We start from the raw sequence: 25805 nt of genomic DNA, 5'->3' as shown, positions 1-25805 counted from the left end.
TGTGGATAGCGGTTGGTTGCGGTGGAGCTGATCTGGCGCTTATTCGTGGCGCAGCGCGTCGATCGGGTCGAGCCTGGCGCCGCGCAGCGCCGGGAAGAAGCCGAACACCATGCCGATCAGCGCCGAAAAACCGACGGCGAGCAGGATGACCGCCGGGCTCGGCGCAAACGGTATGGCCAGCGTTGCCGAGGCGAGGCCGGCCAGCGCCAGGCCGATCAGGATGCCGATAATGCCGCCGAGCAGCGACAGCACCGTCGCCTCGACCAGGAACTGGATGAGGATGTGCTTTTCATGCGCGCCGATGGCGAGCCTGATGCCGATCTCGCGGGTGCGCTCAGTGACCGAGACCAGCATGATGTTCATGATCCCGATGCCGCCGACCAGCAGGCTGACGCCCGCGACGGCGCCCAGCATGCCGGTCATGGTGGTGGTGGCGCTGGCCATGGCGTCGGCGATCTGGGTCATGTCGCGGATCGAGAAATCGTCTTCGCGGTCCGGCGTGATGCGGCGGGTGTCGCGCAAAATGTCCTCGACTCGCGGCTGCAATTCGGTGGTCGGGGTGCGGTCGTCGGCGGCGACGTAGATGTTGTCGATGTCGCGGTTGCCGGCGATGCGGCGCTGATAGGCGGCAAGCGGCATCAAGACGACATTGTCCTGGTCCTGGCCGAAGCCGGTATAGCCCTTGGGTTCGAGCAGGCCGATGATCTTGCACGAGGTGCGGTTGACGCGGATGATCTCGCCCTCGGGTTCGCCGGCGCCGAAGAATTGCTGGCGCACCGTTTCGCCGATCAGGCAGACGCCGGTGCCGGAGCGTGTTTCCGAATCCGAGAACGGGCGGCCCGACACCAGCTTCCAGTCGCGGGCGTCGAGATAGGCGCTGTCGGTGCCGGTGACGCCCGAGGTCAGGCTCTCGGTGCCGAAGATGACGCGGACTTGTTTCTGCGACGCCGGCGCAATGGCGCGCGCTCCGGTCAGGTGGGCTACGAGGGCGGCTACATCCTTGTCGGCCAGAGGCCGTACCGCCTGGTCGAGCCCGCCTGGTCCGCCGGTGCCTGCCGGGCGGCCGGAACGGACGACGAGCAGGTTCGAGCCGAGCTTGGCGATGTCCGACTTGACCTTGGCCGTGGTGCCCGAACCGATGGTCAGCATGGCGATGACGGCGGCGACACCGATGACGATGCCGAGCAGCGTCAGGAACGAGCGCAGCACATTGCGGCGGATGGAGCGCAGAGAGAGGCGGACGGTTTCCCAGATCATGACGCCAACTCCGACTTGGCCGTGTCGGACGCGACGTGGCCGTCGAGGAAGCGGATGGTGCGCTCGGCATAATCGGCGACATCGGCCTCGTGGGTGACCATGGCGATGGTCAAGCCGAGCTCCCGGTTCAGCCGCGTCAACAACTCCATGATCTCATGCGTGCGGGCGGTGTCGAGATTGCCGGTCGGCTCGTCGGCGACGAGCAGCGTCGGCCTGGTGACGATGGCGCGCGCGATCGCCACGCGCTGTTGCTGACCACCGGAGAGTTCGGCCGGCGTGTGATGTTCGCGCCCGACCAGGCCGACCTCCGCCAGCGCCTGCATGGCAAGATCGCGGCGCTCGCGGGCCGGCGCGCCGCGATAGATCAGCGGCAGCTCGACATTTTCCGCCGCCGTGGTGCGCGGCAACAGATTGTAACCCTGGAAGACGAAGCCGATATAGAGATTGCGCAGAAGCGCCCGGCGGTTGCGGTCGAGCCGCCCGGCGTCGATGCCCATGAAGGAGTAGGTTCCGGCCGTCGGCGTGTCGAGGCAACCGATGATGTTCATCGCGGTCGATTTGCCCGAACCGGACGGGCCCATGATGGCGACGAATTCGCCACGCTGGATGGCGAGGTCGACGCCGGCCAGCGCATGGACCTTGGCTTCGCCCTGGCCATAGCTCTTCCAGACCGTGTCGAAACCGATGAGGCCCGCGGCCATGGCGTCAGCTCCGCAGCTGCGAGGTCGTGATAACCTCTGCACCTTCATCCAGCCCGGAGGTGATCTCGGTCAGTTCGCCGTCGGTGGAGCCGATCTTGACGTTGACCGGGTGCGGCCGGCCGTTCTCCAGCACATAGAGCGTGCGTGAGCCGTCGGTGGGCGCCTTCACCGGCTGGCGGCGGTTGCCGCCACGACCCATGCGGCCGGTGAACAGATCGCTGAGGCTCCACGTGCGGGCAGCAGGTGCCGATGGCCGATAGCGAAACGCTGTTGAAGGCACGGTGAGCACGCTCTTGGCCTGCCTGGTGACGACCGAAACCGTGGCGGTCATGCCGGGCCGCAGCAAAAGCTCGTTATTGTCGACTTCCAACCGTGCATTGTAGGTGACGACGCCGTCGGTGGTGACCGAGGCGTAGGAGATGTCGCGGATCTCGGCGTCGAACGGCCGCTCCGGAAAGGCATCGACGGTGAAGCGTGCATGCTGGCCTGGTTTGACCGCGCCGATATCGGCCTCGTCGACCGCCGCCACCAATTCCATGTTCCTCAAATCGGCGGCGATGATGAACAGAACCGGCGCCTGCAGCGAGGAGGCGACCGTCTGGCCGGGGTCGACGGAACGCGTCAAGACGATGCCGCCAATCGGCGCATAGATGGTGCTCTTGGCAAGGTCGGTCTGCTGCGCCTTGAGATCGGCCTGGGCGATGGCGAGATTGGCCTGCGCACTATCGAGCGCCGCCTTGGAGCGGTCGCGCGTGGCAGTCGCCGCCTCGAGCGACTGATCGGTCGCCATGCCACGCCTGGTCAGTTCGGCCGCGCGGGTGAGGGCGCTTTCGTTCTCCTTCAGGGTTACCGTGGCGTCCTCGACATTGGCGGCAGCGGCCTTGGCCGAGGCTTTGGCGCGTTCGATCTGGACCTCAAGTTTCACCGTGTCGAGCGTCGCCAGCACATCGCCCTTCTTGACCTGCTGGTTCTCTTCGGCCGACACCGAGCGGATGATGCCGGACAGTTCGCTTGAAATGTCGACCTGGGTGAGGGGCTGCAGCGTGCCGGTCGCCGATACCGCGACGGTGAGGTCGGCAATGGTGGCCGGCGTTGTGGTGTAGTCGATCTTGGCCGGGGAGCCGGCATACCATTGGTAGCCGGCGAGGCCGCCGGCAACGGCGATCAGCGCCAGCAGCGCGTAAAGCCAGCCACGACGGCGCGTCTTGCGCACACCACTCTGGTCAAGCCCAAGCGCCGCCTCGATGGCGGAATCCGATTCCGTCTTTGGCAGATTGACAAGCTGGTCCACGCCGGACCCCTATGAAAGCGTAATGTCCCTATATGTGCACAGATCAGGCTTGGTGGTTCGAATATCAAATTAAATTTCGGCCATGTCCGGATTGAGGCGGAAGGTTTTTCAAGATGCAGACCCGCAATTACTTGCTCTACGATGTGTTTACGACGGAGCGGCTGGCCGGCAATCCGCTGGCTGTCGTGCTCGACAGCCAAGGGCTGGATACAGCCGCCATGCAGGCCATTGCGCGCGAGTTCAACCTGTCCGAATCGGTCTTCGTGCTGCCGCCGGACAATCCAAAACATCGCAACCGCATCCGCATTTTCACGCCCGACTATGAGATGCCGTTCGCCGGACATCCGACAGTTGGCGCCGCGATCGCGCTGGCCGAACTGACAGGCGAGGGCGAAGCCGGCATCTTCGTGCTGGAGGAGAATATCGGCCCGGTGCGCTGCGCCGTCAGCCGGCACGATGGCGCCACCTTTGCCGAGTTCGACCTGGCGAAGCTGCCGGAGCCGCTGAAGCTCGATGCCGACCCGGAGGCGATCGGCGCCGCCCTCGGGCTGGCGCCGCACGAGATCGGCTTCGAGAATCACCTGGTGTCGTTCTGGTCGGCAGGCGTGCCTTACGTCACCATTCCGGTTGCCAATCTGGAGGCTGCCGGCCGGATCAAGCTCGACAACCAGGTCTGGTCGGAACTGGCGCCGCGCAAGAGCGAATGGGCCTTCGCCAGCCCGTATGTCTATTGCCGCCAGACGGTGAACCATGACAGCGCCTTCCATGTCCGCATGATCGTGCCGGGCACGCCGTCCTATGAAGACCCGGCGACCGGGTCGGCGGCGGCGGCCTTTGCCGGCGCCATCATGCAGTTCGATGGCCCGACCGACGGCATTTCGCAGCTGTGGATCGAGCAGGGGCTGGAGATGGGCCGCCCGTCACGTATCCGCTTGGAACTCACTGTCGAAGGCGGAAAACTGGCCTCCGCGCGCATCGGCGGCCATGCCATCAAGGTGGCGGAAGGCAGGCTGTTCGTGTGACCGCCTGCGGCAGTTCAGCGATTTGTCGGGAAATGATTCCGGCAGGGCTGGACAGGACCGGTATCGGCGGCTATATGCCCGCCAACGCCGGTTTTACCGGTCGAGTGGGTGCGTAGCTCAGTTGGTAGAGCAGCTGACTCTTAATCAGCGGGTCCACAGTTCAATCCTGTGCGCACCCACCAAATTTCTAGAAGAGTTGGTGGAAGACCTTGGAATGCCGGACGCGTTGACGCGCCTCGACATGCCTCAATCATGGGGCAGGTTTGCCTTAAACTCGGCGGCCGGTAAGCCGGTGCGCTATTTGGCGAAGGAGTGAAGGCCGCGCTGGATTAAGAAAAGCCCGGAAGCCGAAGCCGCCATCAATTAAAGCCAGTTTGAAACCACGGACTGGTGTCATACCCTAAGCGCGGATTATAATGATCCAGGAAGTTTTCGGCCCTATTTGACGGTCGCGCAACCACGGTGCCTGTCGATTTGCAATCCGGTTTCGCGGTCGGCTTGCTGCCAGCCTTCTTATGAGCTGTAGAACACGAGGTTGTAGCCTGAGCGGTGGCCACCTTTTTCTTCTCTTTCGCAACAGCTGCTCCGGTAGCGGCCAATACTATTGCTACGCCAAAGACAACGAGTTTCATTGAAAACGCCCTCACCCTGCACAATCCGTAATGATTGCGCCTGGTCACCGTTACGTCAATCACATTTTGTCGGCAACGGCGGCGAATAGTGCCAGTAAAAAGAGCCCACCACAGAAGCAGCGGGCCAACCCCCAGGTGGGGAATCTTTCAGCGGCCGTGCTGTTCGAGCCACCAGCCCGGAATGCCAGTGACCGGCCCGACGATGGTCAGTGAAGGTTCGGGCCGGCGCCCTCCCGTCAAATCGCTCTAGCTACTTCTCCGAAACGCCAGCCTCGGCAAAGCTCGCCATCCTTACATGGCATTCCAGTGCCGAGCGGACGATGTTGACGGCGAGGCAGGCGCCGGAGCCTTCGCCGAGCCGCATGCCGAGGTCGAGCAGCGGCGGCAGGCCGAGCGCTTCGAGCAGGCGGCGGTGGCCGGATTCGGCTGAGACATGGGCGGCGATGGTGTGGGCGAGGCCTGAGGGGTGCAGTCGCGCCAGGGGTGCTGCGGCGGCCGTGCAGACGAAACCGTCGAGCAGCACCGGCACATTGTTGTGGCGGGCGGCGAGCGTGGCGCCGAAGATGGCGGCGAGTTCGCGACCGCCAAGGGCGGCGGCGATCTTCAGCGGGTCGGACAGCGCGTCGGCATGGCGCTTGAGGCCGGATTCTATGGCGGTGACCTTGCGCTTCAGGCCGGCATCGTCGACGCCGGTGCCGCGCCCGGTCCATTTTTCAGCGCCACCGCCGAACAGGGCGGTCGAAATGGCGGCCGCCGGCGTGGTGTTGCCGATGCCCATCTCGCCGAAACAGACGAGGTCGAGGTCGTTCGTCACCGCGTCATAGCCAGCCGAGACGGCGGCGAGGAACGTCTTTTCATCCATCGCCGGCACGTCGGTGAAATCGCCGGTCGGCTGATCGAGATCGAGCGGGATGACGTCGAGTTCCGCGCCGGCGATGCGGGCAAGCTGGTTGATGGCGGCGCCGCCGCCGGCAAAATTCGCCACCATCTGCACGGTCACTTCCGAGGGAAAGGCTGAAACGCCTTGCGCTGTCACACCGTGGTTGCCCGCGAACACGAAGACTTTGACGCGGTCGAGTTTCGGCATGTCGCGGCCCTGCCAGCGCGCCAGCCAGGCGGCGAGGGTTTCCAGCCGGCCCAGGCTGCCTTGCGGCTTCGTCAGCGTGTCCTGGCGGCGGGCGACGGCATTGGCGGCGGTATCGCTGCCGGCAGGCAGATCGAGACAGGCGGCGCGCAGTTCGTCGAATGATTTGAATGGCATGGGGAAGGAATCTCCGGGGAAGAATCAGGACAGGGAAACGGAAGCGACGAGCAGGACAGTGATCTCGCCTAGCTGCTGCAGGGCGCCGATCGTGTCGCCGGTGTGGCCGCCGATCTGGTTGAGGCAGAGCGCGCGCAAGGCGCTGAACACGAGAGCGAGCAGGGTCAGTGCGGCAAAGGCGCCGCCGAGCCCCAGGGTCAGAAGCGGGATGGCCCCGAGCACGGCGCCGAGAACAGCTGTCTGGGCCGAGACGGTCCCGGCGCCGGCAGACAGGCCGTCACTGCGCGCCGCCGGCGCCAGATGCATGAACGCGCCGAGCAGGCCGCGCGATGCGGCGTGGGCGGCGATCAGCGCGAAGAGCACGCTTGTCGGATTCGCCAGTTGCGACAGCGCGCTCCAGCGGATGAGCATCGACAGGCCAAGAGCTGCTGCGCCATAGGTGCCGATGCGGCTGTCGCGCATGATCTCCAGTTTTTTATCGCGCGTCTTGCCGCCGCCAAAACCGTCGGCGACATCCGACAGCCCGTCCTCATGCAGGCAACCGGTGGCGAGCAGGGTTGCTGCAAGCGCAAGGGCGGCCGCCGGCCCAGCGGCGAGGCCGAGCTTAATCCCGATAGCGTAGACGACAGCGCCGACCAAAGCGACGGCGAGGCCGGCGACAGGCGCGGCCCAGATCGCATCGGCCAGGCTGCGGCCGCGAAAGTCGAACACAGGCAATGGCAGCCGGGTGAAGAAGACAAGGCAAAGCGCGATGTCGTCGAGCGCTTGCCGGGGCGAGGGCACGGCGGTCATGCACTCCTCGCAATGGCGTGGAAGAAGGTGCCGCTGACATGGTCGCGCCGGTAGCCAGAGGCGCCGAGCGGATTGCCCTGGCCGTCGGCGAGGTCGGCCAGCGGCTCGTCATTGCCGGTGGCGATCATCTGCGCATAGTGGAATTCATGGCCACGGATCAGCGCGCCTTGCGGCCCCAGCGGACAGGCGGCGCGCAGGCGTGCCTCGCGGTAGCCGAGGTTCATCTTGCGCTTGGCAAAGCTGGTGGAATGGCCGAGCAGGCCAAGCATGGCGTGCGTCTCGCCGGCCGCGTCCTCCAGCGCTTCGCCCAGCACCATGAAGCCGCCGCACTCGCCATGGATCGGCTTGGTCTCGGCAAACCTGGCCATGCCAGCTCGGAAATTGGTCGCCGCCGCGAGGCGGCCGGCGTGGAGCTCGGGATAGCCGCCGGGCAGCCAGCAGACATCGCAATTCTGCACCGGTGCTTCGTCGGCGAGCGGCGAGAACAGCACGATCTCGGCGCCGGCCTGACGCCAGTGGGCGGCGACGTGCGGATAGAGGAAGGTGAAGGCGGCGTCTTCGGCGAGCGCGATTCGTTGGCCGGGCGGCTGCAAGGCATGTTCGAAACTGCCTGATGCCGGCGAAAACGGCGCGGCCAGCGCCATGATGGCGTCAAGGTCGAGGGATTTCTCGACCATGTCGGCGAGGCGGTCGAGATGCGTCATCAGGTCGGCATATTCGCCGGCCTGGACGAGGCCGAGATGGCGCTCCGGCAGGTTGAGCGTGGGATCGCGCAGGATGGCGCCGACGACCGGCAGGCCGAACGCTTCGATCGCCTCGCTGCACAGCTTGCGGTGGCGCTCGCTGCCGAGACGGTTGAGCACGATGCCGGCCATGCGCACATCCGGGTCGTAAGTGGCAAAACCCTTGGCGACGGCGGCCGCCGTCGTCGACTGTCCCGAGACGTCGAGCACCAAAAGCACCGGCAGGTGATAGAGCCGCGCCAGATCGGCGGCCGAGCCGGTGCGGCCTTGTCCGGCCGGGATGCCGTCGAATAGGCCCATCGCGCTTTCGAGGAAGATAAAATCGGCATCCTCGGTGGCATTGCCGGCCAACGCGTTGAGCAGGTCAGGCGACATCGCCCAGCTGTCCAGGTTGACGCCGGACAGACCGGTTGCGGCGGTATGAAAACCCGGATCGATATAGTCGGGGCCGGACTTGGCGCCGCGCACCTTGATGCCGCGCCGGGCGAGCGCGCGCAAAATGCCGATGGTGACGCTGGTCTTGCCGGAGCCGGAACGCGGCGCGCCGATGATGATGGCGCGGGTCATGCGTTACCCGCCAGTGCCGCGCGCATGGCGACGATGCCGCCGACGACAATGAGGGCCGGCGAGGCCAATTCCGCCGCGGCGGCCGCTTCGGAAATGGTGGCGAGTGTCGCGACGACGGTCCGCTCCTGCGGTGTCGTCGCCGAAACGATGACAGCCGCCGGCGTCGACGGCGCCAGCCCGCCTTCGAGCAGCGACGCGGCGATAACAGGCAGATTGGCCATGCCCATATAGATGACCACCGGCTGGCCGGTGCGGGCGATCGCGCCCCAGTCGAGATCGTCATCTGTGCCGGCGGCATGACCTGTCGCCAGGATGATCGCCTTGTTGATGCCGCGCATGGTTGCGGGAATGCCGGTGGCGGCCAGCGCGCTCAGCCCCGATGTCAGGCCGGGCATGACGCGGAAAGGGATTTTTTCGCGCGCCAGCGCCAGCGCCTCTTCGCCGCCGCGGCCGAAAATATAGGGATCGCCGCCCTTCAGCCGGACGACGCGGCGGCCCTCGCGTGCCAGCCGCACCAGCAAAGCGGTGATATCATCCTGCCTCATGGACGGTTTGCCGCCGCGCTTTCCTGCAAAGAACAGCTGGGCATTGTCCGCAACGGCGACAACGTCAGAGGAGACCAGCGCGTCATAGACCACAGCGTCGGCCTCGGCCAATGCCGCCAGCACTTCCAGCGTCAGGCAGCCGGGATCGCCGGGGCCGGCGCCGGCCAGCCAGACATGGCCCGGCTCAAGCCGGCGCGGCTTGAAGTTCAGCCGGGCAAGGGCCTGTTCGAGCGTCGTGTTTTCGCTTTTACCGCTCACAATCCGTCCCGTCCGCGAAAACGCCGCTGATAGTGGGCGTCGTACAATGAACTCTCGCCAAAACCTTCCGCTGCCAGCGAGCGGCCGACGAAGATGATCGCCGTGCGCTCCATCGGGTCGGCGGCGAGCAATGCCTCGATCGTGGCGAGCGTGCCGGTCAGCACGCGCTCGTCCGGCCATGAAGCGCGAAAGACGATCGCCACCGGGCAATCGCCGCCATAATGCGGCGACAATTCGGCGACGACTCGGTCGATGGCGTGGATGGCGAGATGAATGGCCAGCGTCGCGCCGGTGCGGCCGAAGCCGGCCAGCGTTTCGCCCGGCGGCATTTTCGAGGCACGGCCAGAGATGCGGGTCAGCACCAGGCTTTGTGCCACCTCGGGAATGGTCAGTTCGCGGCGAAGGGCTGCGGCTGCGGCGGCGAAAGAGGGAACGCCCGGCGTCAGCGTGTAGGGGATGCCGTGCTTTTCCAGCCGGCGGATCTGCTCGGCAACCGCACTCCACACCGAGAGATCGCCGGAATGCAGTCGGGCGATGTCATGGCCGGCCTGATGGGCTTCCAGATACGCGGCCTCGATTTCGTCGAGTGACATCGGCGCCGTATCGATCAGTTTGGTCCCCGGTGCGCAGTGTTGCAGCAATTCCGGCGCGACGATCGAGCCGGCATGCAGACAGACCGGGCAGCTTGCCAGCAGCTTGGCGCCGCGCAGTGTCATGAGGTCGGCGGCACCGGGACCGGCGCCGATGAAATGCACGGTCATGGCGCGTCTCCGCTGATGGCGATGGCGCAGGTGACCAGGCCGAGCACGGTGCGTGGACCAAGCAGCTTTGCACCGGGGCCGGCAACGGCAAGGGCGGAGGCTTCTGAGACGGAGGGTGTGCCGGCGAGATCCTGCGAGAGATCGGATTTGCTGAGTGCCTCCGACGAGACGGCCTGAAGTGCGGCGTCATCAACGATGATGACGGGAAGGTTGAGCGTGCGGCCAGCGGCAGAGATCGCTTCTTCGTCTTTCTTGAGCGCGGCGGTCGCCAAGGCCGACAGCGCCGTTATCGCCAGCCCGTGCGCTTCGAGGGCGGTTTCGATCGCCGCGAGCACGTCTTCGACGCTCACGCCCTTCCGGCTGCCGATGCCCGCCACCATCATGGCTTCACCCAGCTCCACTGGGTGACCGGCATGGCCGGGCGCCAGGCCTGCATCGAACCGACAGGAGAAGCGCGGGAAATGGTGATGCGGGTGAGGTCGCCGCCGCGCTTGATGTGCTCCGCGAGAAGCAGCGCCTCCATCTCCAGCGTCACCGCATTGGCAACGAGACGGCCACGGGATGGCAGCGCCTTGATGGCGGCGTTCAGTACGCCGGCGTCGCTGCCACCTCCGCCGATGAAGATCGCATCCGGCGTGTCCAGCCCGGCCAGTGCCTTGGGCGCCGACCCTTCCACCACGACAAGACCGGGCACGCCGCAATGCGCGGCGTTGCGGACGATGCGGGCGGCGCGGTCGCTGTTGGCCTCGATGGCGATGGCGCGCATCGAGGGGTGAGCGAGCATCCATTCGATGCCGATGGAGCCGGAACCGGCGCCGATGTCCCACAGCAATTCGCCACGCCTCGGCGCCAGCGCCGCAAGCGTGATGGCGCGGATGTCGTGCTTGGTGATCTGGCCGTCGTGCTCGAACAGATGGTCGGCGCGGCCAACGGTCAGCGGCAGGATGCGGGCCTCTTGTGTCGATTCAAGCTCAAGCGCCAGCACGTTGAGCGGATTGATGTCTCTGAGATCGAAAGCGTCGGCACGTGCCGAGCGAAGCTTCTCGTTCGGTCCGCCCAGCGCTTCCAGAACGGTCAGCCGCGAACCGCCGAAGTCGAGCTCTGCGAGCAGGCGCGCTATTGTCGCTGGTGCGTCGCCGTCCGATGTCAGCGCCAGGATGCGCGCCCTGGGATGCAGCAGCGGCCGGATCAGATCGAGTGGGCGGCCATGCAGCGAGATCACTTCGATGTCCTGCAACGCCCAGCCGAGCCGTGCGGCGGCCAGCGAAGTCGCTGACGGCGCGGGGATAACATGCATTTGCCCAGGCTTCACCTTGCGGGCAAGCGTAGCGCCGACACCATGGAAGAACGGATCGCCGGAGGCGAGCACGCAGACCTGCCGGCCGGCCAGCGCCAGCACGTCTGCCATGCCGGCATCGAAAGGAACCGGCCAGGCGCGCGCCTCGCCCTTGGCCAGGGAGGCCACCAGCGCCAGATGCCGCTTGCCGCCGAAGACGAATTCGGCTTGCGCGATCAGCCGCTTGGCCTCGTCGCCGAGACCCGCTAAACCGTCCTCGCCGATGCCGACGATTGTAAGCCATTTTGGCGTGGGCTGTTTTTTTGACATGTCGCGCCGCCCCTCATCCGCCTGCCGGCACCTTCTCCCCGTGTAGTGACGGGGAGAAGGGAGAAGCTCCGGCTCTGACGCCTCCCTCTCCCCGTTCTTCACGGGGAGAGGGTAGGGGTGAGGGGCAGCGCCGACGCTGTTCAACATGGTGCTCATGAAGAAGATTCTGATCCTTGGCGGCACGACAGAAGCGCGCCAATTGGCCGAAAAACTGGTGGAAGATTTCCGTGTCACCCTGTCGCTGGCCGGCCGCACCGAAAGCCCGGTCGCGCAAGGCGTGCCGGTGCGCAGCGGCGGATTTGGCGGCGCCGACGGGCTGGCCGCCTATCTCAGGGAGGCGGGCATCGACCTGCTGATCGACGCCACACATCCCTATGCGGCGCAGATATCCGCCAATGCGGCGCAAGCCTCGCGCCTGACCGGTGTGCCGATCCTGGCGCTGCGCCGTCCCGGCTGGAAGCCTGTCGACGGCGACCGCTGGACGCAGGTCGATACGACAGGCGATGCGGTGCACGCGCTTGGATCGACGCCGCGCCGCGCCTTCCTGGCGCTCGGCCGGCAAGAGGTCGCGGCTTTCGAGGCGGCGCCGCAGCATCACTACCTCATCCGCAGCGTCGATCCGGTCGAGCCGAAACTGGCGGTGCCGGATGCGACCTACCTTCTGGCGCGCGGGCCGTTTCGCGAGGCGGATGAACGCGCACTGCTCGAGGAGCACCGCATCGATGGTGTCGTGTCCAAGAACAGCGGCGGTGAGGCGACCTACGGCAAGATCGCCGCGGCGCGGGCGCTCGGTATCGAGGTGGTGATGGTGCGCAGGCCCTTCCTGCCGGAGGTGCCTTCGACCGAGACCGTCGATGAACTCGCCGCTCTTGTTGATAAATTTTGGGTCGATCATTTGCTCGACCCCGTCGCGGAGCGCGGCGTGTAGACCAGCGCCGGTTTGTCGCCGCGCTTGATGATCCGTGTTTCCGGCGAACCGATGATGATGCAGGTCGCCATGTCGGCTTTTTGCGCGTCGACATCGGCCAGCAAAAAGACCTCGATGCGCTCGTCCGGGCGGCCGGCGGCGCGGCCGAAGATGACCGGCGTGGTGCCGGGCAGGATGGCGGCCAGGCATTCGAAGGCACGACCGAGCTGCCAAGGGCGCGCCTTGCTGATCGGGTTATAGAGCGCGATGACAAAGCCGGCGCCGGCCGCCGCCAGCAGGCGCAGTTCGATCAAGTCCCACGGCTTCAGATTGTCGGACAGCGAGATGGCGCAGAAATCATGGCCGAGCGGCGCGCCGATGCGGGCGGCAACCGCCAGCATGGCGGTGACGCCCGGCACGACAGTGACATCGACGGTGCGCCATTCGGCCGGACCGGCCTCGATCGCCTCGCAGACGGCGGCCGCCATGGCGAACACGCCGGGATCGCCGCCGGAGACGACGGCGACGTCATGGCCGTCCGCCGCCTTTACCAGCGCGTCCTTGGAGCGGGCGAGTTCCTCGCGATTGTCCGAGGCGACGCGGGTCTGGTCCGGGCGCAGCTCCAGCCGGTCGAGATAAGGCTTGTAGCCATAGAAGAACTTTGCCTCGGCGACGGCGCGGCTGGCTTGCGGCGTCACCTGATCGGCATTGCCGGGCCCAAGGCCGATGACGGTGAGGCGGCCGCTCATGGCTTGGCTCCCATAACGCCAGGCCGGCCGGACCAGCCGGCGACCAGCACGATGGCGAAATAGGGGGCCTTGTCGTCCGGCTTGTCGGCAAGCTTCATCGAGATGCTGCCGGCCATGGTGCCGCGCTCGACATAAACGGCGCGGGCGAGCTTGCCGGTGGCGTCCAGTGCCCGCCTGATCTTGGACAGATTGCGGCCGACCTTCATGATGACGGCGGCATCCGTGTCGGCGAGACGGCGTGTCAGCTCGAACTCGCTCATCGTGCCGGGCAAAACCGTCAGCACATCGTCGCCCTGGACGATAGGCACGCCGGTCTGCGACCAGCAGCCGGACATGGCGGTGACGCCGGGGATGACCTCGGTCGGGAAGCGATGGGCGAGGCGGACATGCAGGTGCATGTAGGAGCCGTAGAACAGCGGGTCGCCTTCGGAGAGCACGGCGACCATGCGGCCGGCTTCGAGGTGTTCGGCGACCTTCTCGGCCGACTCCTCGTAGAAATCGGTGATCTGCGAACGGTAGTCGTCGTGATCCTTGTCGATCTCGGTGGTGACGGGGTAGAGCAGCGGCAGTTCCAGCATATCCGGCCGGAAGCGCGCCTCGACGATGGCGCGCGCATTGCTGTTGTTGCCGCGCTTGGCGAAGTAGGCGACGACATCGGCCTCGGCCAGAACGCGCGCGGCCTTCAGCGTCAGCAGCTCGGGGTCGCCAGGCCCCGTGCCGACGCCGACAAGACGGCCTTTTGCCAGATCTTCTTTGACGGCTGCGTTCACAGGCCGGGCCTCGCCAGCGAATTGAGGGCGGCTGCAGTCATGGCGCTGCCGCCAAGCCTGCCGCGCACGATGGCGTAGGGCACGACGTAGGAGTTTTCAGCCAGCGCATCCTTGGATTCGGCGGCACCGACGAAGCCGACCGGCATGCCGATGATGGCGGCCGGTTTCGGCGCGCCATCGCGCAGCTTTTCCAGGAGATAGAAGAGCGCTGTCGGCGCATTGCCGATGGCCACGACCGAACCGGCCATGCGTTCGCCCCAGAGGTCGATCGCGGCGGCCGAGCGGGTGTTGCCGATCTGCTTGGCGATGTCGTGCGTGCGCGGGTCGCGCAAGGTGCAGATCACCTCATTGCCGGCCGGCAGCCTGGCGCGGGTGACGCCATGCGAGACCATTTCGGCATCGCAGAAGATCGGCGCGCCGGCCGCCAAGGCGCTGCGGGCGGCGGCGACGAAATCGCTGGAGAAAACAAAATGACTTGATGCTTCGACCTGGCCGCAGGCATGGATCATGCGGATGGCAACGTCGGCCTCGGCCTCGGAAAAGCGGGACAGATCGGCCTCGGCGCGGATGATGGCAAAAGAGCGCTCATAGATGGCGTTGCCGTCATGGATGTAATCGTAGGCGGCCATGCTTATTCCTGTCGGTAGCTTTCGGCGATTGCCGCCGGCCCGAGCCTTGTCAGGCAAGCGGCGGCGGTTTCGCCCTGAAATCGTGCGCTGCGGACCATCGCCGCGACGCGACTGACGCCGCGTGCGGCGTCATAGCCCGGCCTGTAGCCCGCAGGAAGGGCCTTTGCCGTCGCGTTCACGACAAGTCCGGCTCCGTTTTCGCCGCCGACGATTGTTAGCGCGGCAGAGCCGGGGTGAGCGCAGCCCTTGGCGCAGCCGGAAATGTGCAGTGTGAAGTCGAGGATATCAGCGTTTTCGGCGGCGATTGTCTCGGCAATATCGCGCGTGGTGATGCGGCCGGATGCGCAGGCAGGAGTGCCGGGGCAGGCGGCGATGCGGGTGCGCGGGTCGGCGGCGGTGGTGACGAAGCCGAGGGCGGCGGCGGTGGCTCGCAGGGGGTGGTTTGCGGACGACGGTTGGCCGAGGAACAGCAAGGCGCGGCCGGGGGCGAGGCGGATTTCGGCGACGCCGAGGGACAGGGCGCTTTGGGCGAGGGCGATGAGTTTTTCGGCCGGCATGCTGCCATAGGGGAGGGCTATGCCGAGAGCGGTGGTGTCGTTGGATAAGGGGAAAAGACCGATAGGCCGGCGATCCTGCACACCCCCCTCCGTCCTGCCGGACATCTCCCCCTCAAGGGGGGAGATTGCGTCTTCGTGGGCGATTTCGCCAATTTTCAGCGTCGAAAGTGGAGAGCCGCCGGCGACCCTGCTGATCTCCCCCCTTGAGGGGGAGATGTCCGGCAGGACAGAGGGGGGCGCGAAGGAATGCCAGCTTGCGAGAGAGGCCAATTGCCTCTCCGACAAATCCCGAGAATGTGCGTCACGCCCCTTCTCGGCAATCATCCTCAGCACAGCAACCGCAATATCGCGCGCTGCATCCTCATCGGCCGTCGCAAGCGGCCTCGCGCTTTGACCGTCGCCGGCAACAGACAAAGCCCACATAACGTTGCCGCCCACCCGCACCGCCTTCAGCCTGACATCAGCCGTCACCCCATCCATCGTCAGCTGCCCGCCACCATCGACAACCACCGACACCTTCGGTCCGAGCCTTGGCGTCAGCCCAGCTTCCTCGACCGCAGCCCTGATCCGCTCAGCCAAAGCTCGCGGATCGGCAATCTCCCGCGGATCGATGCCGGCCAGCGGCCCGGTCTCGACCGGCACGCCGGTACGCACTGCAATCCCCAGTGCATCGACCTCCGCCGCCAACAGCACGGCACTTTCCGCCGTCAGGCCGCGTATCTGCAGGCTGCCTCGTGCGGTCACTTCCATGATGCCGTTGCCGCGCTTCAAGGCGGATTCGCAGAGTCCGATCAGCGACTTGGGGGAAAGCCCTCCAGCAACCGGGTTGAGCCGCACCAGCAGGCCATCGCCGGTCTGCATCGGCGCCGAGAGAGCCGGACAGGCGCCGCGGCGCGAGAAGGCGTTCATGCCGCGACCCCGAGCGCCTCGGCCTCGGCGATCAACGCCGCGAGATCGTCGTCGATCGCGTTGCGCAAGGGATGCCAGAGACCGCGCCGGCGCGCCGACAGGAAGCGCTCGGCGATGACTTTGGCAGCGGCCGGATTTTCACGCAGGATGAAGGCGCGGACATCGGGATCGCCGACATAGGCGTCATGCACGGCCTCGATCAACGCGCCCGAAATGGCGTGCGTGGTTTCGGCAAAGCCGATGAGGCGGTCGACGGTTTCGGCAAACTCGGAAGCGCCGCGCGGACCATGCCGCATCTGGCCGGCTATAAAGCGCGCATTGACGGCTCGCGCCCGCACAACCCGCGACACAGCCTCGCCGACCGAGCGCGGCTTCGGCTTTTGCGGGTCGGTGGTGTCGAGCACGATGACGTCGGCATTTCGGCCCAATGCCGCAAGGGCGGCCGAAAAGCCGCCGATGAAGGCGACGTCGGCGGAGCCCTCGAGAATGTCGCGGCCGGGATCGTCGCCGGTGTGGACCAGCAGATCGGCCTCGGCGACGCGGGTCTCGAAAGCGCCGGGGGAGGCGATGCCTTCGCCCTCTGCGCCGCCATAAGCATGTGATGTCGCATCGAGATAGGCGCGGCCGATTTCTTCGCGCCCGACCCAGTCGCCGCTGGACAGCAGGTCCTCGACGCCGGCGCCGTAGGTGCCGGGCGAGGTGCCGAAGATGCGCGGGCCGATCTTGCCATCGGCACGGGTTCTGGCGGCGAGCGGGTTTTCCGAATCGTCCTCGTCGCGCGCGGCAACGGCGTTGGCGGCGGCGTCGATCAGCGCGATCTGGGTCGGGAACATGTCGCGGAACAGACCCGAAATCCGCCAGGTGACATCGACGCGCGGGCGACCGAGCGTGGCCGGCGGCAGCACTTCGATGCCGGTGATGCGGCCGGTGGCCGAATCCCATTGCGGCCGGCAGCCCATCAGCGCCAGGCCTTGCGCGATCTCCTCGCCGCCGGTGCGCAGCGAGGCCGAGCCCCAGAGGTCGATGACCAGCGAGCGCGGCCAGTCGCCATGCGACTGCATATAGCCGCGCACGACTTCTTCTGCCGCCGCCTTTCCCAGATCGTAGGCGGTCGGCGTCGGCATGGTGCGCGGGTCGGAGGTGAACAGGTTGCGGCCGGTGGGCAGCACGTCGGAGCGGCCACGCGCCGGTGCGCCCGCCGGACCCGCCTTGATGTGACGGCCGTCGAGCGCCGCCAGCAGCGCGGCCTTCTCGGCTTCGGCGCTTTGCCGGCGCATGGCGTCGGGTTCGTCGTCTGGCGCGCGGCCGTAAATATGCAGGCCGTCCTTGATGGCGAAATCCTTGAGGTCGCAGAGCCAGGCGTCGATGCGGCGCAGCGCCTCGTCGGGCGCATCGGTTCCGGCGACGCCGGCTTCGGAGGCGAAGCCGGTCTTTTGCGCCGTGTCGACGATCAGCTTGGCCAGACGATCGCGGCGGCGGCGGTCGAGGCCGTCGGCCTGGGCATATTCGTCGACGAGGCGTTCGAGCTGGTGCTGCCCTTCGTCGAGGCCGGCACCGGTCAGCCGCGGCGGCAGATGGCCAAGCGTGACGGCGGCGATACGCCGCTTCGCCTGCGCCGCTTCGCCGGGATTGGAGACGATGAAGGGGTAAATGACGGGCAACGAGCCGGTGACGATCTCGGGGAAGCAGTTTTGTGAGAGCGCTACCGTCTTGCCGGGCAGCCATTCCAGCGTGCCATGGGCGCCGACATGGATGAGAGCATGGATGCGGAGCGATTTGCGCAGCCACAGGCCGAAGGCCAGCAGATCGTGGCGCGGCGGCAGCGTCGGGTCGTGGTAGTCGGCGCGGCGGTCGGCCGAGCGGCCACGGTCGGGGGCGAGAGCGACAGTGATGTTGCCGAAGGTGGCGGCGCGGAAAGGGAAGCCGCTCTTGCCCTCCCCCTTGTGGGGAGGGTGGCCCGCAGGGCCGGGTGGGGGTGGTGCACCGCTACCCCCACCCCGTTTCGCGCCATCCGCTTCGCGAATGTCGCGAACCGACCCTCCCCACAAGGGGGAGCGTGAAGGAGCACCCCATGCCGCCTCGACTGCAGCCAGTGCCTCAGCCGGCAAATCCTTCGAGAAGTCCAGATACTCTTCCAGCCCCAGCCCACCATCGCTCCGCTCCAACGCGTCCAGCAGCGCACGCGGCGTTTCTGGAATCCCGTCAACGCGATAGCCCTGCTCCTTCAGGTCATGCAGCATGGCCAGCACGCTGGACGGCACATCCAGGCCCACTGCATAGCCAGTGCGGCCGGGCGCGCTCGGATAGTCCGGAATGAGGATCGCCAACTTACGCGTCGCGCGGGGCGTCTGCTGCAACCGTGTGAACGCCGCTAGCCTGTCCGCCACTTGCGCCACGCGATCCGGTTCCGGGCGGTTGGCGAAGGCGCGGTGGCCGAGCGCCGGGTCGGTCTCGCTCTCGCCCTTGAAGGAAATCGCGCTGGCGAGGATGCGGCCGTCGAGTTCGGGCAGCACGACATGCATGGCGAGGTCGGCGGGCGCCAGGCCGCGCTGGTTGTTGTCCCAGACGTCGCGGCGGGTGGTGGCGACGATGACCTGGAAGACAGGCACGCCGGCGCGGTCGAACAAGGTTTCGACGCCCGGTTCGGCGCCGGAAGCGAAGGCGGTCGCGGTGATGATGGCGGCGGGGTTGAGCGCGGCCAGAGCAGTTTCGACGAAGGCCAGGGAGGTCGGGTCTTTGAGGCTGGAGACGAAGATCGGGATCGGTCTCATGCCGCGCTGGCGGAGTGCATCAAAGAGGGCATCGATTGGCGCGACATCGGCGGCCAGCAGCATCGAGCGGTAGAAGAGGATGGGGATGATGGGAGGGTTGATGTTGTCTGCGCCGAGTTCCCGCCCACCCCCCTCTGTCCTGCCGGACATCTCCCCCGCAAGGGGGGAGATTGCGCTGTCATCGACGCTTTCGCCGATCGGGGATGTTGCAGAGGAATTTATTATCGGCTGGGCAGAAAAAGTGCCGAGGTCCGCGCCGGCTGATCTCCCCCCTTGCGGGGGAGATGTCCGGCAGGACAGAGGGGGGTGTGAAGGAACGCCGACATCGGCAAAATCCAACTTGCCTACGACGCCGCAGCCTGGCTCGTAGTAGCCAGCTTTCGGCACGCTGACCGGCTCAGCCGCCGCCGCATCCTGCCCAGCCAACCCCGCCAGCCGCTGCATCAGCGCTGCCATATTCTCCGGCCCGCCCTCGCGGAAATAGCCCAGCAGGCCGTCCTGCTCCTCGCGCGGCAGCGTCGAGGCTTCGATCAGCCTGAGGTCCTCGTCATGGCTTTCACCAGGCAGCAGCGCCAGCTTGATGCCACGTTCGCGAGCAGTCACCGCGAGTTGGTCGCAGCCATAGCGCCACCAGTCATAGCCGCCGAGGATGCGCACCAAGATCACCTTGGCCTGGCGGGCGACGCTGTCGATCCAGAGGTCCACGGACATGGGATGACGCAGGTCGCGCAACGCCGCCAGCCGCATCGACGGCAGGCGGGCGGCATCGGCCTTCCAGGCCGCCGCGAGGCCGGCGAGGTCGCTGTCGGTGAAGGACAGCGCCACGATATCCGCCGGCGTCTGCCGGAGATCAACCGGCTCGGCGAGATCGTCGAGCGAGGCGGAGGTCGTGGTGAGTATGTGCATCGCGGCTCGTGCCTGAGATCAACCGGCGAGTATACGCTCGATCGCCGGACGGTTCAGCCCCTTCAGGCCAATGACGACGAGACGCGAGCGGCGATCGTCCTCGGCCGTCCAGGCGCGGTCATAGTAATGGTTGACGCGTGGGCCGACGGCCTGCAGCAAAAGCCGCATCGGCTTGCCGCCGACCTCGACGAAGCCTTTCACGCGAAGCACGTTTTCCTGTTCGGCGGCGGCAGCGACGCGCTTTGCCAGTTCGTCCGGATTGGTGATCGAGGGGATGTCGACGATGAAGGTGTCGAAATCGTCATGCTCATGATCGAAAGCGCCGTCGTGATGCGACTTGCGGTTCTCGATGTCGTCTTCGACGGCGAGACCGAGGCCAAGCAGCACCGACGGGTCGACCTTGCCATGCGCAGTCGGCACGATTTTTACCGCGCGGGCGGAATGTTCATTGATGATGGCGTTGGCGCGGGCCGAACCGGGGGCGTCCATCAGATCGCTCTTCGACAGGATGATCAAATCGGCGCAGGCGATCTGGTCCTCGAACACTTCTTCGACAGGATCGTCATGGTCGAGCGTCTCGTCCTGAGCGCGCTGTGCCTGCAAAGCGTCCATGTCGTTGGCGACGCGGCCTTCGGCCAGCGCCGGGCCGTCTACCACGGCGATGACACCGTCGACGGTTACCCGGCTCTTCACGCTCGGCCACTGGAACGCCTGGACCAGCGGCTTGGGCAGAGCCAGGCCCGAGGTCTCGATCAGGATGTGGTCAACCTTCGGTGTCAGCGCGAGGATCTTGTCGAGGGCGGGCACGAAATCGTCGGCGACTGTACAGCAGATGCAGCCATTGGCCAGTTCGACGATGTTTTCCTCGGGGCAGGTGTCGATGCCGCAGCCTTTCAGGATTTCCCCGTCGATGCCGATGTCGCCGAACTCGTTGACGATGATGGCGATGCGCTTGCCGCCGGCATTTTCCAGGAGATGGCGGACCAGCGTCGTCTTGCCGGCGCCGAGGAAGCCTGTAACGACAGTGCAGGGAACACGGGAGAGGTTGGCGGCCGGGTTTGAAGCGTTCATCGTCAGTCCTTCAGCATGTCGAGGGGTGGGATGCGGGCAACGAGGCCGCGCTTGAGGCTATCGGGCCGGCCGCGCCACGGGATGAGGCCGTCGGTCGAAGTCGCGAAGAGCTTTGCGCCGGTGACGAGGTCGGCGCCGCTGGTTGGGGCCAGATCGCCGAAGACATAGCTCCAGCAGCCATCACGCAGGATCGCGGCGCTGAGGCGGCGCTTGCAATTGCCGAGACATTCGGCGGTGCGGACCCGGATATCGCCGGCAGCGGCGCGGCGTGTGTCCTCAGCCAGCAATTCGCCGGCGCGCGGATGGGCGTCGGAACCGGTCTCATCGCGGCAGGAGGCGCAGACGATGACGGTCACGCCGGTCAGGGCGTCGTTGTCCCCGGACGCAATGTCCGCTGTGCCAGCCGAAAAACTGCTGTTCTGGTCCAAAAACCGTGCTCCTTGCCCGGAAACCCGCCAGGCGATCGGATACTTTGTCTCAGACGGCAGGTCTCCTGGCTCGCGGGTCATCGCCTTGGTTAGCCGCCTTCCCGGTGTTACCCAGTGGCTTTCGGCCTTGGCTCTTCGCTTACAGTTGCGGGGACAGCCGCGGATTTGGGATTTTCGTCCCGCACCGCATTCCCTCTTGGCCCTTGCCGTTGCGGGCAGGGGACCGTCTGCAGCGGATTTAGGCTTTTGCGGGCGGCGGTGTCAACGCACGGCTACGACATGGCGATGTCGGCAGGGGCTGTCATGTCCCGGTTCCGGCAGTGCCAGGATGACCTGTCGGATAGCTTGATAGCCAACGCCATAGTCCCAGTCATGACCGACAGCCAGATTCTGTCCCTCATGCCAAACCGCGTTGTCCAGAAGGACTTCGGCACTAATCAGCGTGCCCTTCAAGCCTGCCAGAAAGGTCCGGACAAAATGGCTTCCGGGGGGTACCGAAGCTGTGAACAGCTTTTCCAGCTTGGCACAGAATGCTGGATAGCCTGGTGTCAGCGAGCATAGCTCGGTTGTGGCCTGGGAAATGACCGGGCCGCTATAGATTTTCCAGCGGGCATCTTTTCGCCAGATCTTCCAACTGGCGCTGCTTCGCTGCCAAAGCTCTATTTCGGCCTGCATGTTCTCGCAGACGTGATCGGCCAGTCCCTCAATGGCCACATGGAAAACACCACGGAGAAACTTTTCAAACGCCTGGTTCAGTTCCTGTTCGCGCGTGTCGCCGAAGCCAGCAAAGGATTCAATGACCGGCTGAACATCAAGCAGCGGAGAAAAAATGTAGATTTCCAGGACCAGCCGGTCAGAACTCGTCTCGAACACCTCCGCCTCAAACCGAAGCTGCTTCGATTGGAGCATGACGTCCCTATCTCTGCGGACTGCATCTATTCCATGCGCAATGAGGGCGCCATGGATCATGTCGAGCACTTTGTCCGATGCCATTGCACAACCTACGAGGCTTATTGAGGCGTCTATGACAGACGCTGCAAGGGTTGGCCATCTCTCTCGCTAGCCAATGCCGGCCCCAAATCGCCGGCGGGCGTCACTTCGATGCGCTCAAGTCCAAGCCAGCCCTGCATCTCCTTTAGTTCCTCGAAAAGCTGTGCGGTGGTCTCAGGCGGTGCGCCTGCTTCGGCATAGGCGGCGTGGACGCGTAAGACACTCGCAGGCCGGTCGGCCTTGAGGTCGACGCGGGCGACGATCTTGTCGCCGAGCAGGAAAGGCAGCACGTAATAGCCATATTGCCGCTTGTCGGCCGGGGTGTAGATCTCGATGCGGTAGCGGAAATCGAAGAGACGCTCGGTGCGCGCTCGCTCGAAGACCACCGGATCGAAGGGCGCCAGCAAGGCGCGGGCCTCGATCTTTCGCGGCAGGCGGGCGTCCTTATAGAGGTAAGCCGGTTTGTCCCAGCCTTCGACGCGTACCGGCAGCAACTCGCCCAGTTCGACCAGTTCCTCCAACCGGCCCTTCATGTCGGCCGGCGACAGGCGGAAATAGTCGCGCAAATCGCCTGATGTGGCGATGCCGTGGGCGCGGGCAGAAATGCGCAGCAATTCGCGGTGCGCGTCCTCGGCGGCCGGCACCGGCAGATCGAGGATCGCCTGCGGCAGCACGCGCTCGGGCAGGTCATAGAAGCGTTCGAAGCCACGGCGGTGCGCCGTGGTGATGCGTCCGGCCCAGAACAGCCATTCGAAGGCGTGCTTGGCGTGGCTCCAGCCCCACCAGCCGCCCGAACCTTTCTGGCCTTCCAGGGCCGAAGCGGCGATCGGGCCACGCTCGGCGACCGCACGGTAGATCTCTTCGATATAGGCGGCGTGCTCGCGGCCCCATTTGGCGAGACCCAGATACATTTCATCGCCCTGCTCGGCGCGCTGCATGCGCCAGCGCATCAGCGGGTATGTCTCGACCGGCAGGAAGGAGGCCTCATGCGCCCAGTACTCGAACACGGTGCGCTTGCGGGTGATTGCGGCATTGTCGAGCAGGGCGAGCGGGTAGGGGCCAAGCCGCGAATAGAGCGGCATATAGTGGGCGCGCACCACGGCGCTGACGGAATCGATCTGCAGAAGGCCGGTGCGCGAGAGCACGCGGGCGAGGTGACGGCGGTCCGGTGTGCCGCCCGGTCGCGGGTCGGTAAAACCCTGCGCGGCGAGCGCGATGCGCCGGGCCGTCGCGAGTGAGATTTTGTCCTTCATCAAGATGCCTTTGCCCTGATCCGTTCCCGTATTTTTAGCCGATGATTCCGGCGATGCTAGCAGGCTTGTGGCGGGAGACATGTCAGGAGACAAAAGTGGAGTAAAAAACGAAGGAAATCAAACAGGAGGAGATCGGACCAGTTTTTCCCGAACTGCCGTCCAGCACCCTCTTTTGAACAAGGTTTGACTTGCTTCGCTCAAAGCCCTGCGCTAACCCTCGCCGCGTTGCAGCAAAGGCACCTAAAACGGTTCAGCGGTTAAACTGTCACGCTTCCGCATTAGGGTTGGTTGCTGTAATCAAAGTGGATTGGCCGCCAACGGAAAGCCGCAGCATGAACGCATTGCTCAGTTCGTACCTGCCCATAGTTCTCTTCATCGCCGTGGCGGCGGTCGTCGGCCTGGCGCTCATCATCGCGCCGTTCCTGGTGGCTTATCGCAATCCCGATCCGGAAAAGCTTTCCGCCTATGAGTGCGGGTTCAACTCGTTCGACGATGCCCGGATGAAGTTCGACATCCGCTTCTACCTGGTGTCGATCCTGTTCATCATCTTCGATCTGGAAGTGGCCTTCCTGTTTCCGTGGGCGGTGTCGTTCTCGAAGATCGGCATGCTCGGTTTCTGGTCGATGATGGTGTTTTTGGCGGTGCTGACCATCGGTTTTGCCTATGAATGGAAAAAAGGAGCGCTGGAATGGGATTGAACGACAGTTCCGGTACGCTCGTCGCGCCAAAGCCCAAAGGCCTGATAGACCCCAATACCGGACGTCCGGTCGGTTCTGACGATCCGTTCTTCCTCGAGATCAACAATGAACTCGCCGACAAGGGTTTTCTGGTCACCTCGACCGAGGCGCTGATCACCTGGGCGCGCAGCGGCTCGCTGATGTTCATGACCTTCGGCCTTGCCTGCTGCGCCGTCGAGATGATCCACACCTCGATGCCGCGCTACGATTCGGAGCGGTTCGGCGTTGCGCCGCGTGCGTCGCCGCGCCAGTCCGACATCATGATCGTCGCCGGCACGCTGACCAACAAGATGGCGCCGGCGTTGCGCAAGGTCTACGACCAGATGCCGGAGCCGCGCTACGTCATCTCGATGGGCTCCTGCGCCAATGGCGGCGGCTACTACCACTATTCCTATTCGGTGGTGCGCGGCTGCGACCGCATCGTGCCGGTCGACATCTATGTCCCCGGCTGCCCGCCGAGCGCCGAAGCGTTGCTCTATGGCATTCTTCTCCTGCAGAAGAAAATCCGCCGCACCGGCACGATCGAACGGTAGGCATGATGGGTAAAGAGCAAATTGTCTATGGCAACCCTGAGCCTTGGCTAGGGTTAATGTTCAAAACCTTGGATCCGCGATTTGACGTATATGAATCGGGTAAGCGGTTTTATTCTTCCGAGTTCTCAACTGATACAAAATTTGGGGATGCTGGTCTCGGCGTCGACATCTTATTGAATGACTGGGAGGCCAAGCCTACAGGCGACCCCCGAGCTGTTTTTTATTATGGTGACGTGAGACTGCGGTCGCTCGGTGATCGAACCAAGAATCTGGTGGCAGAAATGTCGGCCAAGCTTTCCTGCAGGGTCTCGTCCGCCAATGGAGCGGTAAGCGAAAAATTGTTTGTGGAATGCGTTGCTCTGAACGGCGACCCAGCAAATCTGGAAGCACGGCCGCTTGTCGGAAAGTTGTTTTTTGGCGAGCCGGGTGGTGACGATGAATGTCAAGTTTTTTTGACCATTGACGTCGCCAAGGAGAGCGCTTGGTTTGGTGAGAAGGATGCGGAAGACTCGCGCAAGGTCCTGGGCTGGTTGGCGAGGTTGTCATGAGCGAAGCATTGAATAGCCTCTCGACCTATCTAGGCGAAAAGCTGTCCGGCCGCGTCAAGGACGCGGTGCTGGCCTATGGCGAACTCGGCATTTCCGTCGAACCCGGGGACCTGATCGACGTGGTGACCTTCCTGCGCGACGATCAGCGCTGCCAGTTCATCTCGATCATCGATGTCTGCGGCGCCGACTACCCGTCGCGGCCCAAGCGCTTCGACGTCGTCTATCATCTGCTGTCGCCGAAGCAGAATTTGCGCATCCGCATCAAGGTGCAGGCCGACGAAGAGACGCTGGTGCCGTCGCTCACCGCCGTCTATCCCGGCGCCGACTGGTTCGAGCGCGAGACCTACGACCTCTATGGCGTGCTGTTTTCCGGCCATCCGGACTTGCGCCGCATCCTCACCGATTACGGCTTCGAGGGCCACCCGCTGCGCAAGGATTTCCCGCTGACCGGCTTCGTCGAAGTCCGCTACGACGACGAAGCCAAGCGGGTGATCTACGAGCCGGTGGAATTGAAGCAGGAATTCCGCAATTTCGATTTTCTTTCCCCATGGGAAGGCACCGACTACGTGCTGCCCGGGGACGAAAAAGCCAAGACGAATTGAGGCGCCAGA

General features: G+C 65.2%; 26 protein-coding genes, 1 tRNA gene and 1 riboswitch. Of the genes, 7 read left to right on the top strand and 20 right to left on the bottom strand.

Features of this window, described 5'->3' with window-relative positions:
- Positions 1–39 precede the first annotated feature (39 nt).
- The 3 genes from AC3EML_RS24125 to AC3EML_RS24115 are packed head-to-tail and all read right to left on the bottom strand — an operon-like array spanning position 40 to position 3249.
- Positions 40–1257 (bottom strand): ABC transporter permease, encoded by a 1218-nt coding sequence (locus AC3EML_RS24125; RefSeq protein ID WP_023685173.1) that lies wholly within the window; start codon positions 1255–1257, stop codon positions 40–42.
- A complete protein-coding gene (locus tag AC3EML_RS24120) occupies positions 1254–1958 on the bottom strand; it encodes an ABC transporter ATP-binding protein (RefSeq protein WP_023685174.1) in 705 nt (234 codons plus the stop codon). The genes AC3EML_RS24125 and AC3EML_RS24120 overlap by 4 nt, the downstream gene beginning before the upstream one ends.
- 4 nt (positions 1959–1962) lie before the next feature.
- Complete coding sequence (locus AC3EML_RS24115) at positions 1963–3249, bottom strand: efflux RND transporter periplasmic adaptor subunit (RefSeq protein ID WP_352522018.1); 1287 nt, start codon at positions 3247–3249, stop codon at positions 1963–1965.
- Between the two features lie 113 nt (positions 3250–3362).
- Here AC3EML_RS24115 and AC3EML_RS24110 point away from each other — a divergent pair, with 113 nt between their 5' ends.
- Together AC3EML_RS24110 and AC3EML_RS24105 are read left to right on the top strand one after the other, a co-directional pair.
- Positions 3363–4271, top strand: a complete 909-nt coding sequence (locus AC3EML_RS24110) for a PhzF family phenazine biosynthesis protein (protein WP_023827323.1) — start codon at positions 3363–3365, stop codon at positions 4269–4271.
- A 106-nt stretch (positions 4272–4377) separates the two neighbouring features.
- A tRNA-Lys gene (locus AC3EML_RS24105) sits at positions 4378–4453 on the top strand.
- A gap of 177 nt (positions 4454–4630) precedes the next feature.
- Here AC3EML_RS24105 and AC3EML_RS24100 read toward each other — a convergent pair.
- From AC3EML_RS24100 to cbiE, 8 genes are all read right to left on the bottom strand, one after another.
- On the bottom strand, positions 4631–4903 hold the full coding sequence (locus AC3EML_RS24100) for a hypothetical protein (RefSeq protein ID WP_155922523.1): 273 nt from the start codon (positions 4901–4903) through the stop codon (positions 4631–4633).
- A gap of 250 nt (positions 4904–5153) precedes the next feature.
- On the bottom strand, positions 5154–6164 hold the full coding sequence (gene cobT / locus AC3EML_RS24095) for a nicotinate-nucleotide--dimethylbenzimidazole phosphoribosyltransferase (RefSeq protein WP_023733820.1): 1011 nt from the start codon (positions 6162–6164) through the stop codon (positions 5154–5156).
- 24 nt (positions 6165–6188) lie between these two features.
- The gene (gene cobS / locus AC3EML_RS24090) at positions 6189–6956 is read right to left on the bottom strand and encodes an adenosylcobinamide-GDP ribazoletransferase (protein ID WP_352522017.1); all 768 of its coding nucleotides are present in this window, start codon (positions 6954–6956) and stop codon (positions 6189–6191) included.
- The gene (locus AC3EML_RS24085) at positions 6953–8266 is read right to left on the bottom strand and encodes a cobyrinic acid a,c-diamide synthase CobB (protein ID WP_352522016.1); all 1314 of its coding nucleotides are present in this window, start codon (positions 8264–8266) and stop codon (positions 6953–6955) included. The genes cobS and AC3EML_RS24085 overlap by 4 nt, the downstream gene beginning before the upstream one ends.
- Positions 8263–9069, bottom strand: a complete 807-nt coding sequence (cobA, locus tag AC3EML_RS24080; protein WP_023700386.1) for a uroporphyrinogen-III C-methyltransferase — start codon at positions 9067–9069, stop codon at positions 8263–8265. The genes AC3EML_RS24085 and cobA overlap by 4 nt, the downstream gene beginning before the upstream one ends.
- Positions 9066–9830, bottom strand: a complete 765-nt coding sequence (gene cobM, locus AC3EML_RS24075) for a precorrin-4 C(11)-methyltransferase (RefSeq protein ID WP_352522015.1) — start codon at positions 9828–9830, stop codon at positions 9066–9068. The genes cobA and cobM overlap by 4 nt, the downstream gene beginning before the upstream one ends.
- Positions 9827–10213 (bottom strand): cobalamin biosynthesis protein, encoded by a 387-nt coding sequence (locus AC3EML_RS24070; RefSeq protein ID WP_352522014.1) that lies wholly within the window; start codon positions 10211–10213, stop codon positions 9827–9829. The genes cobM and AC3EML_RS24070 overlap by 4 nt, the downstream gene beginning before the upstream one ends.
- Positions 10210–11436 (bottom strand): precorrin-6y C5,15-methyltransferase (decarboxylating) subunit CbiE, encoded by a 1227-nt coding sequence (gene cbiE, locus AC3EML_RS24065; RefSeq protein ID WP_352513040.1) that lies wholly within the window; start codon positions 11434–11436, stop codon positions 10210–10212. The genes AC3EML_RS24070 and cbiE overlap by 4 nt, the downstream gene beginning before the upstream one ends.
- Positions 11437–11590: 154 nt before the next feature.
- Between cbiE and AC3EML_RS24060 the strand changes: the two genes are divergently transcribed.
- Positions 11591–12364, top strand: a complete 774-nt coding sequence (locus tag AC3EML_RS24060) for a cobalt-precorrin-6A reductase (RefSeq protein WP_352522013.1) — start codon at positions 11591–11593, stop codon at positions 12362–12364.
- Here the strand turns inward: AC3EML_RS24060 and AC3EML_RS24055 are convergent.
- The 9 genes from AC3EML_RS24055 to AC3EML_RS24015 all read right to left on the bottom strand — a co-directional run bounded on the left by AC3EML_RS24055 (position 12328) and on the right by AC3EML_RS24015 (position 23376).
- On the bottom strand, positions 12328–13092 hold the full coding sequence (locus tag AC3EML_RS24055; protein ID WP_023670833.1) for a precorrin-3B C(17)-methyltransferase: 765 nt from the start codon (positions 13090–13092) through the stop codon (positions 12328–12330). The genes AC3EML_RS24060 and AC3EML_RS24055 overlap by 37 nt on opposite strands.
- A complete protein-coding gene (locus AC3EML_RS24050; RefSeq protein WP_031197672.1) occupies positions 13089–13862 on the bottom strand; it encodes a precorrin-2 C(20)-methyltransferase in 774 nt (257 codons plus the stop codon). The genes AC3EML_RS24055 and AC3EML_RS24050 overlap by 4 nt, the downstream gene beginning before the upstream one ends.
- Positions 13859–14491, bottom strand: a complete 633-nt coding sequence (locus tag AC3EML_RS24045; RefSeq protein ID WP_352463129.1) for a precorrin-8X methylmutase — start codon at positions 14489–14491, stop codon at positions 13859–13861. Before AC3EML_RS24045 ends, AC3EML_RS24050 begins: the two co-directional genes overlap by 4 nt.
- A gap of 2 nt (positions 14492–14493) precedes the next feature.
- Positions 14494–15957, bottom strand: a complete 1464-nt coding sequence (cobG, locus tag AC3EML_RS24040) for a precorrin-3B synthase (protein WP_352522012.1) — start codon at positions 15955–15957, stop codon at positions 14494–14496.
- Positions 15954–19634 carry a cobaltochelatase subunit CobN gene (gene cobN / locus AC3EML_RS24035; protein WP_488505326.1) on the bottom strand — a complete coding sequence of 1227 codons (3681 nt, stop codon included), beginning with the start codon at positions 19632–19634 and terminating at the stop codon, positions 15954–15956. Before cobN ends, cobG begins: the two co-directional genes overlap by 4 nt.
- A gap of 18 nt (positions 19635–19652) precedes the next feature.
- Positions 19653–20705: a cobalamin biosynthesis protein CobW gene (cobW, locus tag AC3EML_RS24030; protein WP_352522010.1), complete on the bottom strand. Its 1053-nt coding sequence runs from the start codon at positions 20703–20705 to the stop codon at positions 19653–19655.
- Between the two features lie 2 nt (positions 20706–20707).
- Entirely contained in the window at positions 20708–21133 is a 426-nt protein-coding gene (locus AC3EML_RS24025) for a DUF1636 family protein (protein ID WP_023815532.1), read from the bottom strand.
- A 38-nt stretch (positions 21134–21171) separates the two neighbouring features.
- Positions 21172–21376: riboswitch (cobalamin riboswitch) on the bottom strand.
- Positions 21377–21394: 18 nt separating this feature from the next.
- Positions 21395–22126, bottom strand: coding sequence for a DUF6348 family protein (locus AC3EML_RS24020; protein WP_352522009.1), 732 nt, complete (start codon positions 22124–22126; stop codon positions 21395–21397).
- A 29-nt stretch (positions 22127–22155) separates the two neighbouring features.
- On the bottom strand, positions 22156–23376 hold the full coding sequence (locus AC3EML_RS24015) for a winged helix-turn-helix domain-containing protein (protein WP_352522008.1): 1221 nt from the start codon (positions 23374–23376) through the stop codon (positions 22156–22158).
- Positions 23377–23708: 332 nt separating this feature from the next.
- Here AC3EML_RS24015 and AC3EML_RS24010 point away from each other — a divergent pair, with 332 nt between their 5' ends.
- The 4 genes from AC3EML_RS24010 to AC3EML_RS23995 are packed head-to-tail and all read left to right on the top strand — an operon-like array spanning position 23709 to position 25796.
- The gene (locus AC3EML_RS24010) at positions 23709–24074 is read left to right on the top strand and encodes an NADH-quinone oxidoreductase subunit A (RefSeq protein ID WP_112394699.1); all 366 of its coding nucleotides are present in this window, start codon (positions 23709–23711) and stop codon (positions 24072–24074) included.
- On the top strand, positions 24065–24646 hold the full coding sequence (locus tag AC3EML_RS24005) for a NuoB/complex I 20 kDa subunit family protein (RefSeq protein ID WP_023670824.1): 582 nt from the start codon (positions 24065–24067) through the stop codon (positions 24644–24646). The genes AC3EML_RS24010 and AC3EML_RS24005 overlap by 10 nt, the downstream gene beginning before the upstream one ends.
- A 2-nt stretch (positions 24647–24648) precedes the next feature.
- Positions 24649–25194, top strand: coding sequence for a hypothetical protein (locus AC3EML_RS24000; RefSeq protein WP_352522007.1), 546 nt, complete (start codon positions 24649–24651; stop codon positions 25192–25194).
- Positions 25191–25796 carry an NADH-quinone oxidoreductase subunit C gene (locus tag AC3EML_RS23995; protein ID WP_352522006.1) on the top strand — a complete coding sequence of 202 codons (606 nt, stop codon included), beginning with the start codon at positions 25191–25193 and terminating at the stop codon, positions 25794–25796. Before AC3EML_RS24000 ends, AC3EML_RS23995 begins: the two co-directional genes overlap by 4 nt.
- Positions 25797–25805 lie beyond the last annotated feature (9 nt).

The organism is Mesorhizobium sp. P170090, assembly GCF_057786115.1.
This window is presented reverse-complemented; position numbering and strand designations above follow the sequence as displayed.

What these genes read in the sequence shown, in the direction of transcription:
- AC3EML_RS23995 (WP_352522006.1), top strand. Translation starts at nt 25,191, where the DNA reads ATGAGCGAAGCATTGAATAGCCTCTCGACCTATCTAGGCGAAAAGCTG.
- cbiE (WP_352513040.1), bottom strand. Translation starts at nt 11,436, where the DNA reads ATGTCAAAAAAACAGCCCACGCCAAAATGGCTTACAATCGTCGGCATC.
- cobT (WP_023733820.1), bottom strand. Translation starts at nt 6,164, where the DNA reads ATGCCATTCAAATCATTCGACGAACTGCGCGCCGCCTGTCTCGATCTG.
- cobW (WP_352522010.1), bottom strand. Translation starts at nt 20,705, where the DNA reads ATGAACGCTTCAAACCCGGCCGCCAACCTCTCCCGTGTTCCCTGCACT.
- AC3EML_RS24070 (WP_352522014.1), bottom strand. Translation starts at nt 10,213, where the DNA reads ATGATGGTGGCGGGCATCGGCAGCCGGAAGGGCGTGAGCGTCGAAGAC.
- cobS (WP_352522017.1), bottom strand. Translation starts at nt 6,956, where the DNA reads ATGACCGCCGTGCCCTCGCCCCGGCAAGCGCTCGACGACATCGCGCTT.
- AC3EML_RS24015 (WP_352522008.1), bottom strand. Translation starts at nt 23,376, where the DNA reads ATGAAGGACAAAATCTCACTCGCGACGGCCCGGCGCATCGCGCTCGCC.
- AC3EML_RS24005 (WP_023670824.1), top strand. Translation starts at nt 24,065, where the DNA reads ATGGGATTGAACGACAGTTCCGGTACGCTCGTCGCGCCAAAGCCCAAA.
- AC3EML_RS24020 (WP_352522009.1), bottom strand. Translation starts at nt 22,126, where the DNA reads ATGGCATCGGACAAAGTGCTCGACATGATCCATGGCGCCCTCATTGCG.
- AC3EML_RS24045 (WP_352463129.1), bottom strand. Translation starts at nt 14,491, where the DNA reads ATGGCCGCCTACGATTACATCCATGACGGCAACGCCATCTATGAGCGC.
- cobN (WP_488505326.1), bottom strand. Translation starts at nt 19,634, where the DNA reads ATGCACATACTCACCACGACCTCCGCCTCGCTCGACGATCTCGCCGAG.
- cobM (WP_352522015.1), bottom strand. Translation starts at nt 9,830, where the DNA reads ATGACCGTGCATTTCATCGGCGCCGGTCCCGGTGCCGCCGACCTCATG.
- AC3EML_RS24100 (WP_155922523.1), bottom strand. Translation starts at nt 4,903, where the DNA reads ATGAAACTCGTTGTCTTTGGCGTAGCAATAGTATTGGCCGCTACCGGA.
- AC3EML_RS24055 (WP_023670833.1), bottom strand. Translation starts at nt 13,092, where the DNA reads ATGAGCGGCCGCCTCACCGTCATCGGCCTTGGGCCCGGCAATGCCGAT.
- AC3EML_RS24120 (WP_023685174.1), bottom strand. Translation starts at nt 1,958, where the DNA reads ATGGCCGCGGGCCTCATCGGTTTCGACACGGTCTGGAAGAGCTATGGC.
- AC3EML_RS24085 (WP_352522016.1), bottom strand. Translation starts at nt 8,266, where the DNA reads ATGACCCGCGCCATCATCATCGGCGCGCCGCGTTCCGGCTCCGGCAAG.
- AC3EML_RS24010 (WP_112394699.1), top strand. Translation starts at nt 23,709, where the DNA reads ATGAACGCATTGCTCAGTTCGTACCTGCCCATAGTTCTCTTCATCGCC.
- AC3EML_RS24110 (WP_023827323.1), top strand. Translation starts at nt 3,363, where the DNA reads ATGCAGACCCGCAATTACTTGCTCTACGATGTGTTTACGACGGAGCGG.
- cobG (WP_352522012.1), bottom strand. Translation starts at nt 15,957, where the DNA reads ATGAACGCCTTCTCGCGCCGCGGCGCCTGTCCGGCTCTCTCGGCGCCG.
- AC3EML_RS24000 (WP_352522007.1), top strand. Translation starts at nt 24,649, where the DNA reads ATGATGGGTAAAGAGCAAATTGTCTATGGCAACCCTGAGCCTTGGCTA.
- AC3EML_RS24125 (WP_023685173.1), bottom strand. Translation starts at nt 1,257, where the DNA reads ATGATCTGGGAAACCGTCCGCCTCTCTCTGCGCTCCATCCGCCGCAAT.
- AC3EML_RS24060 (WP_352522013.1), top strand. Translation starts at nt 11,591, where the DNA reads ATGAAGAAGATTCTGATCCTTGGCGGCACGACAGAAGCGCGCCAATTG.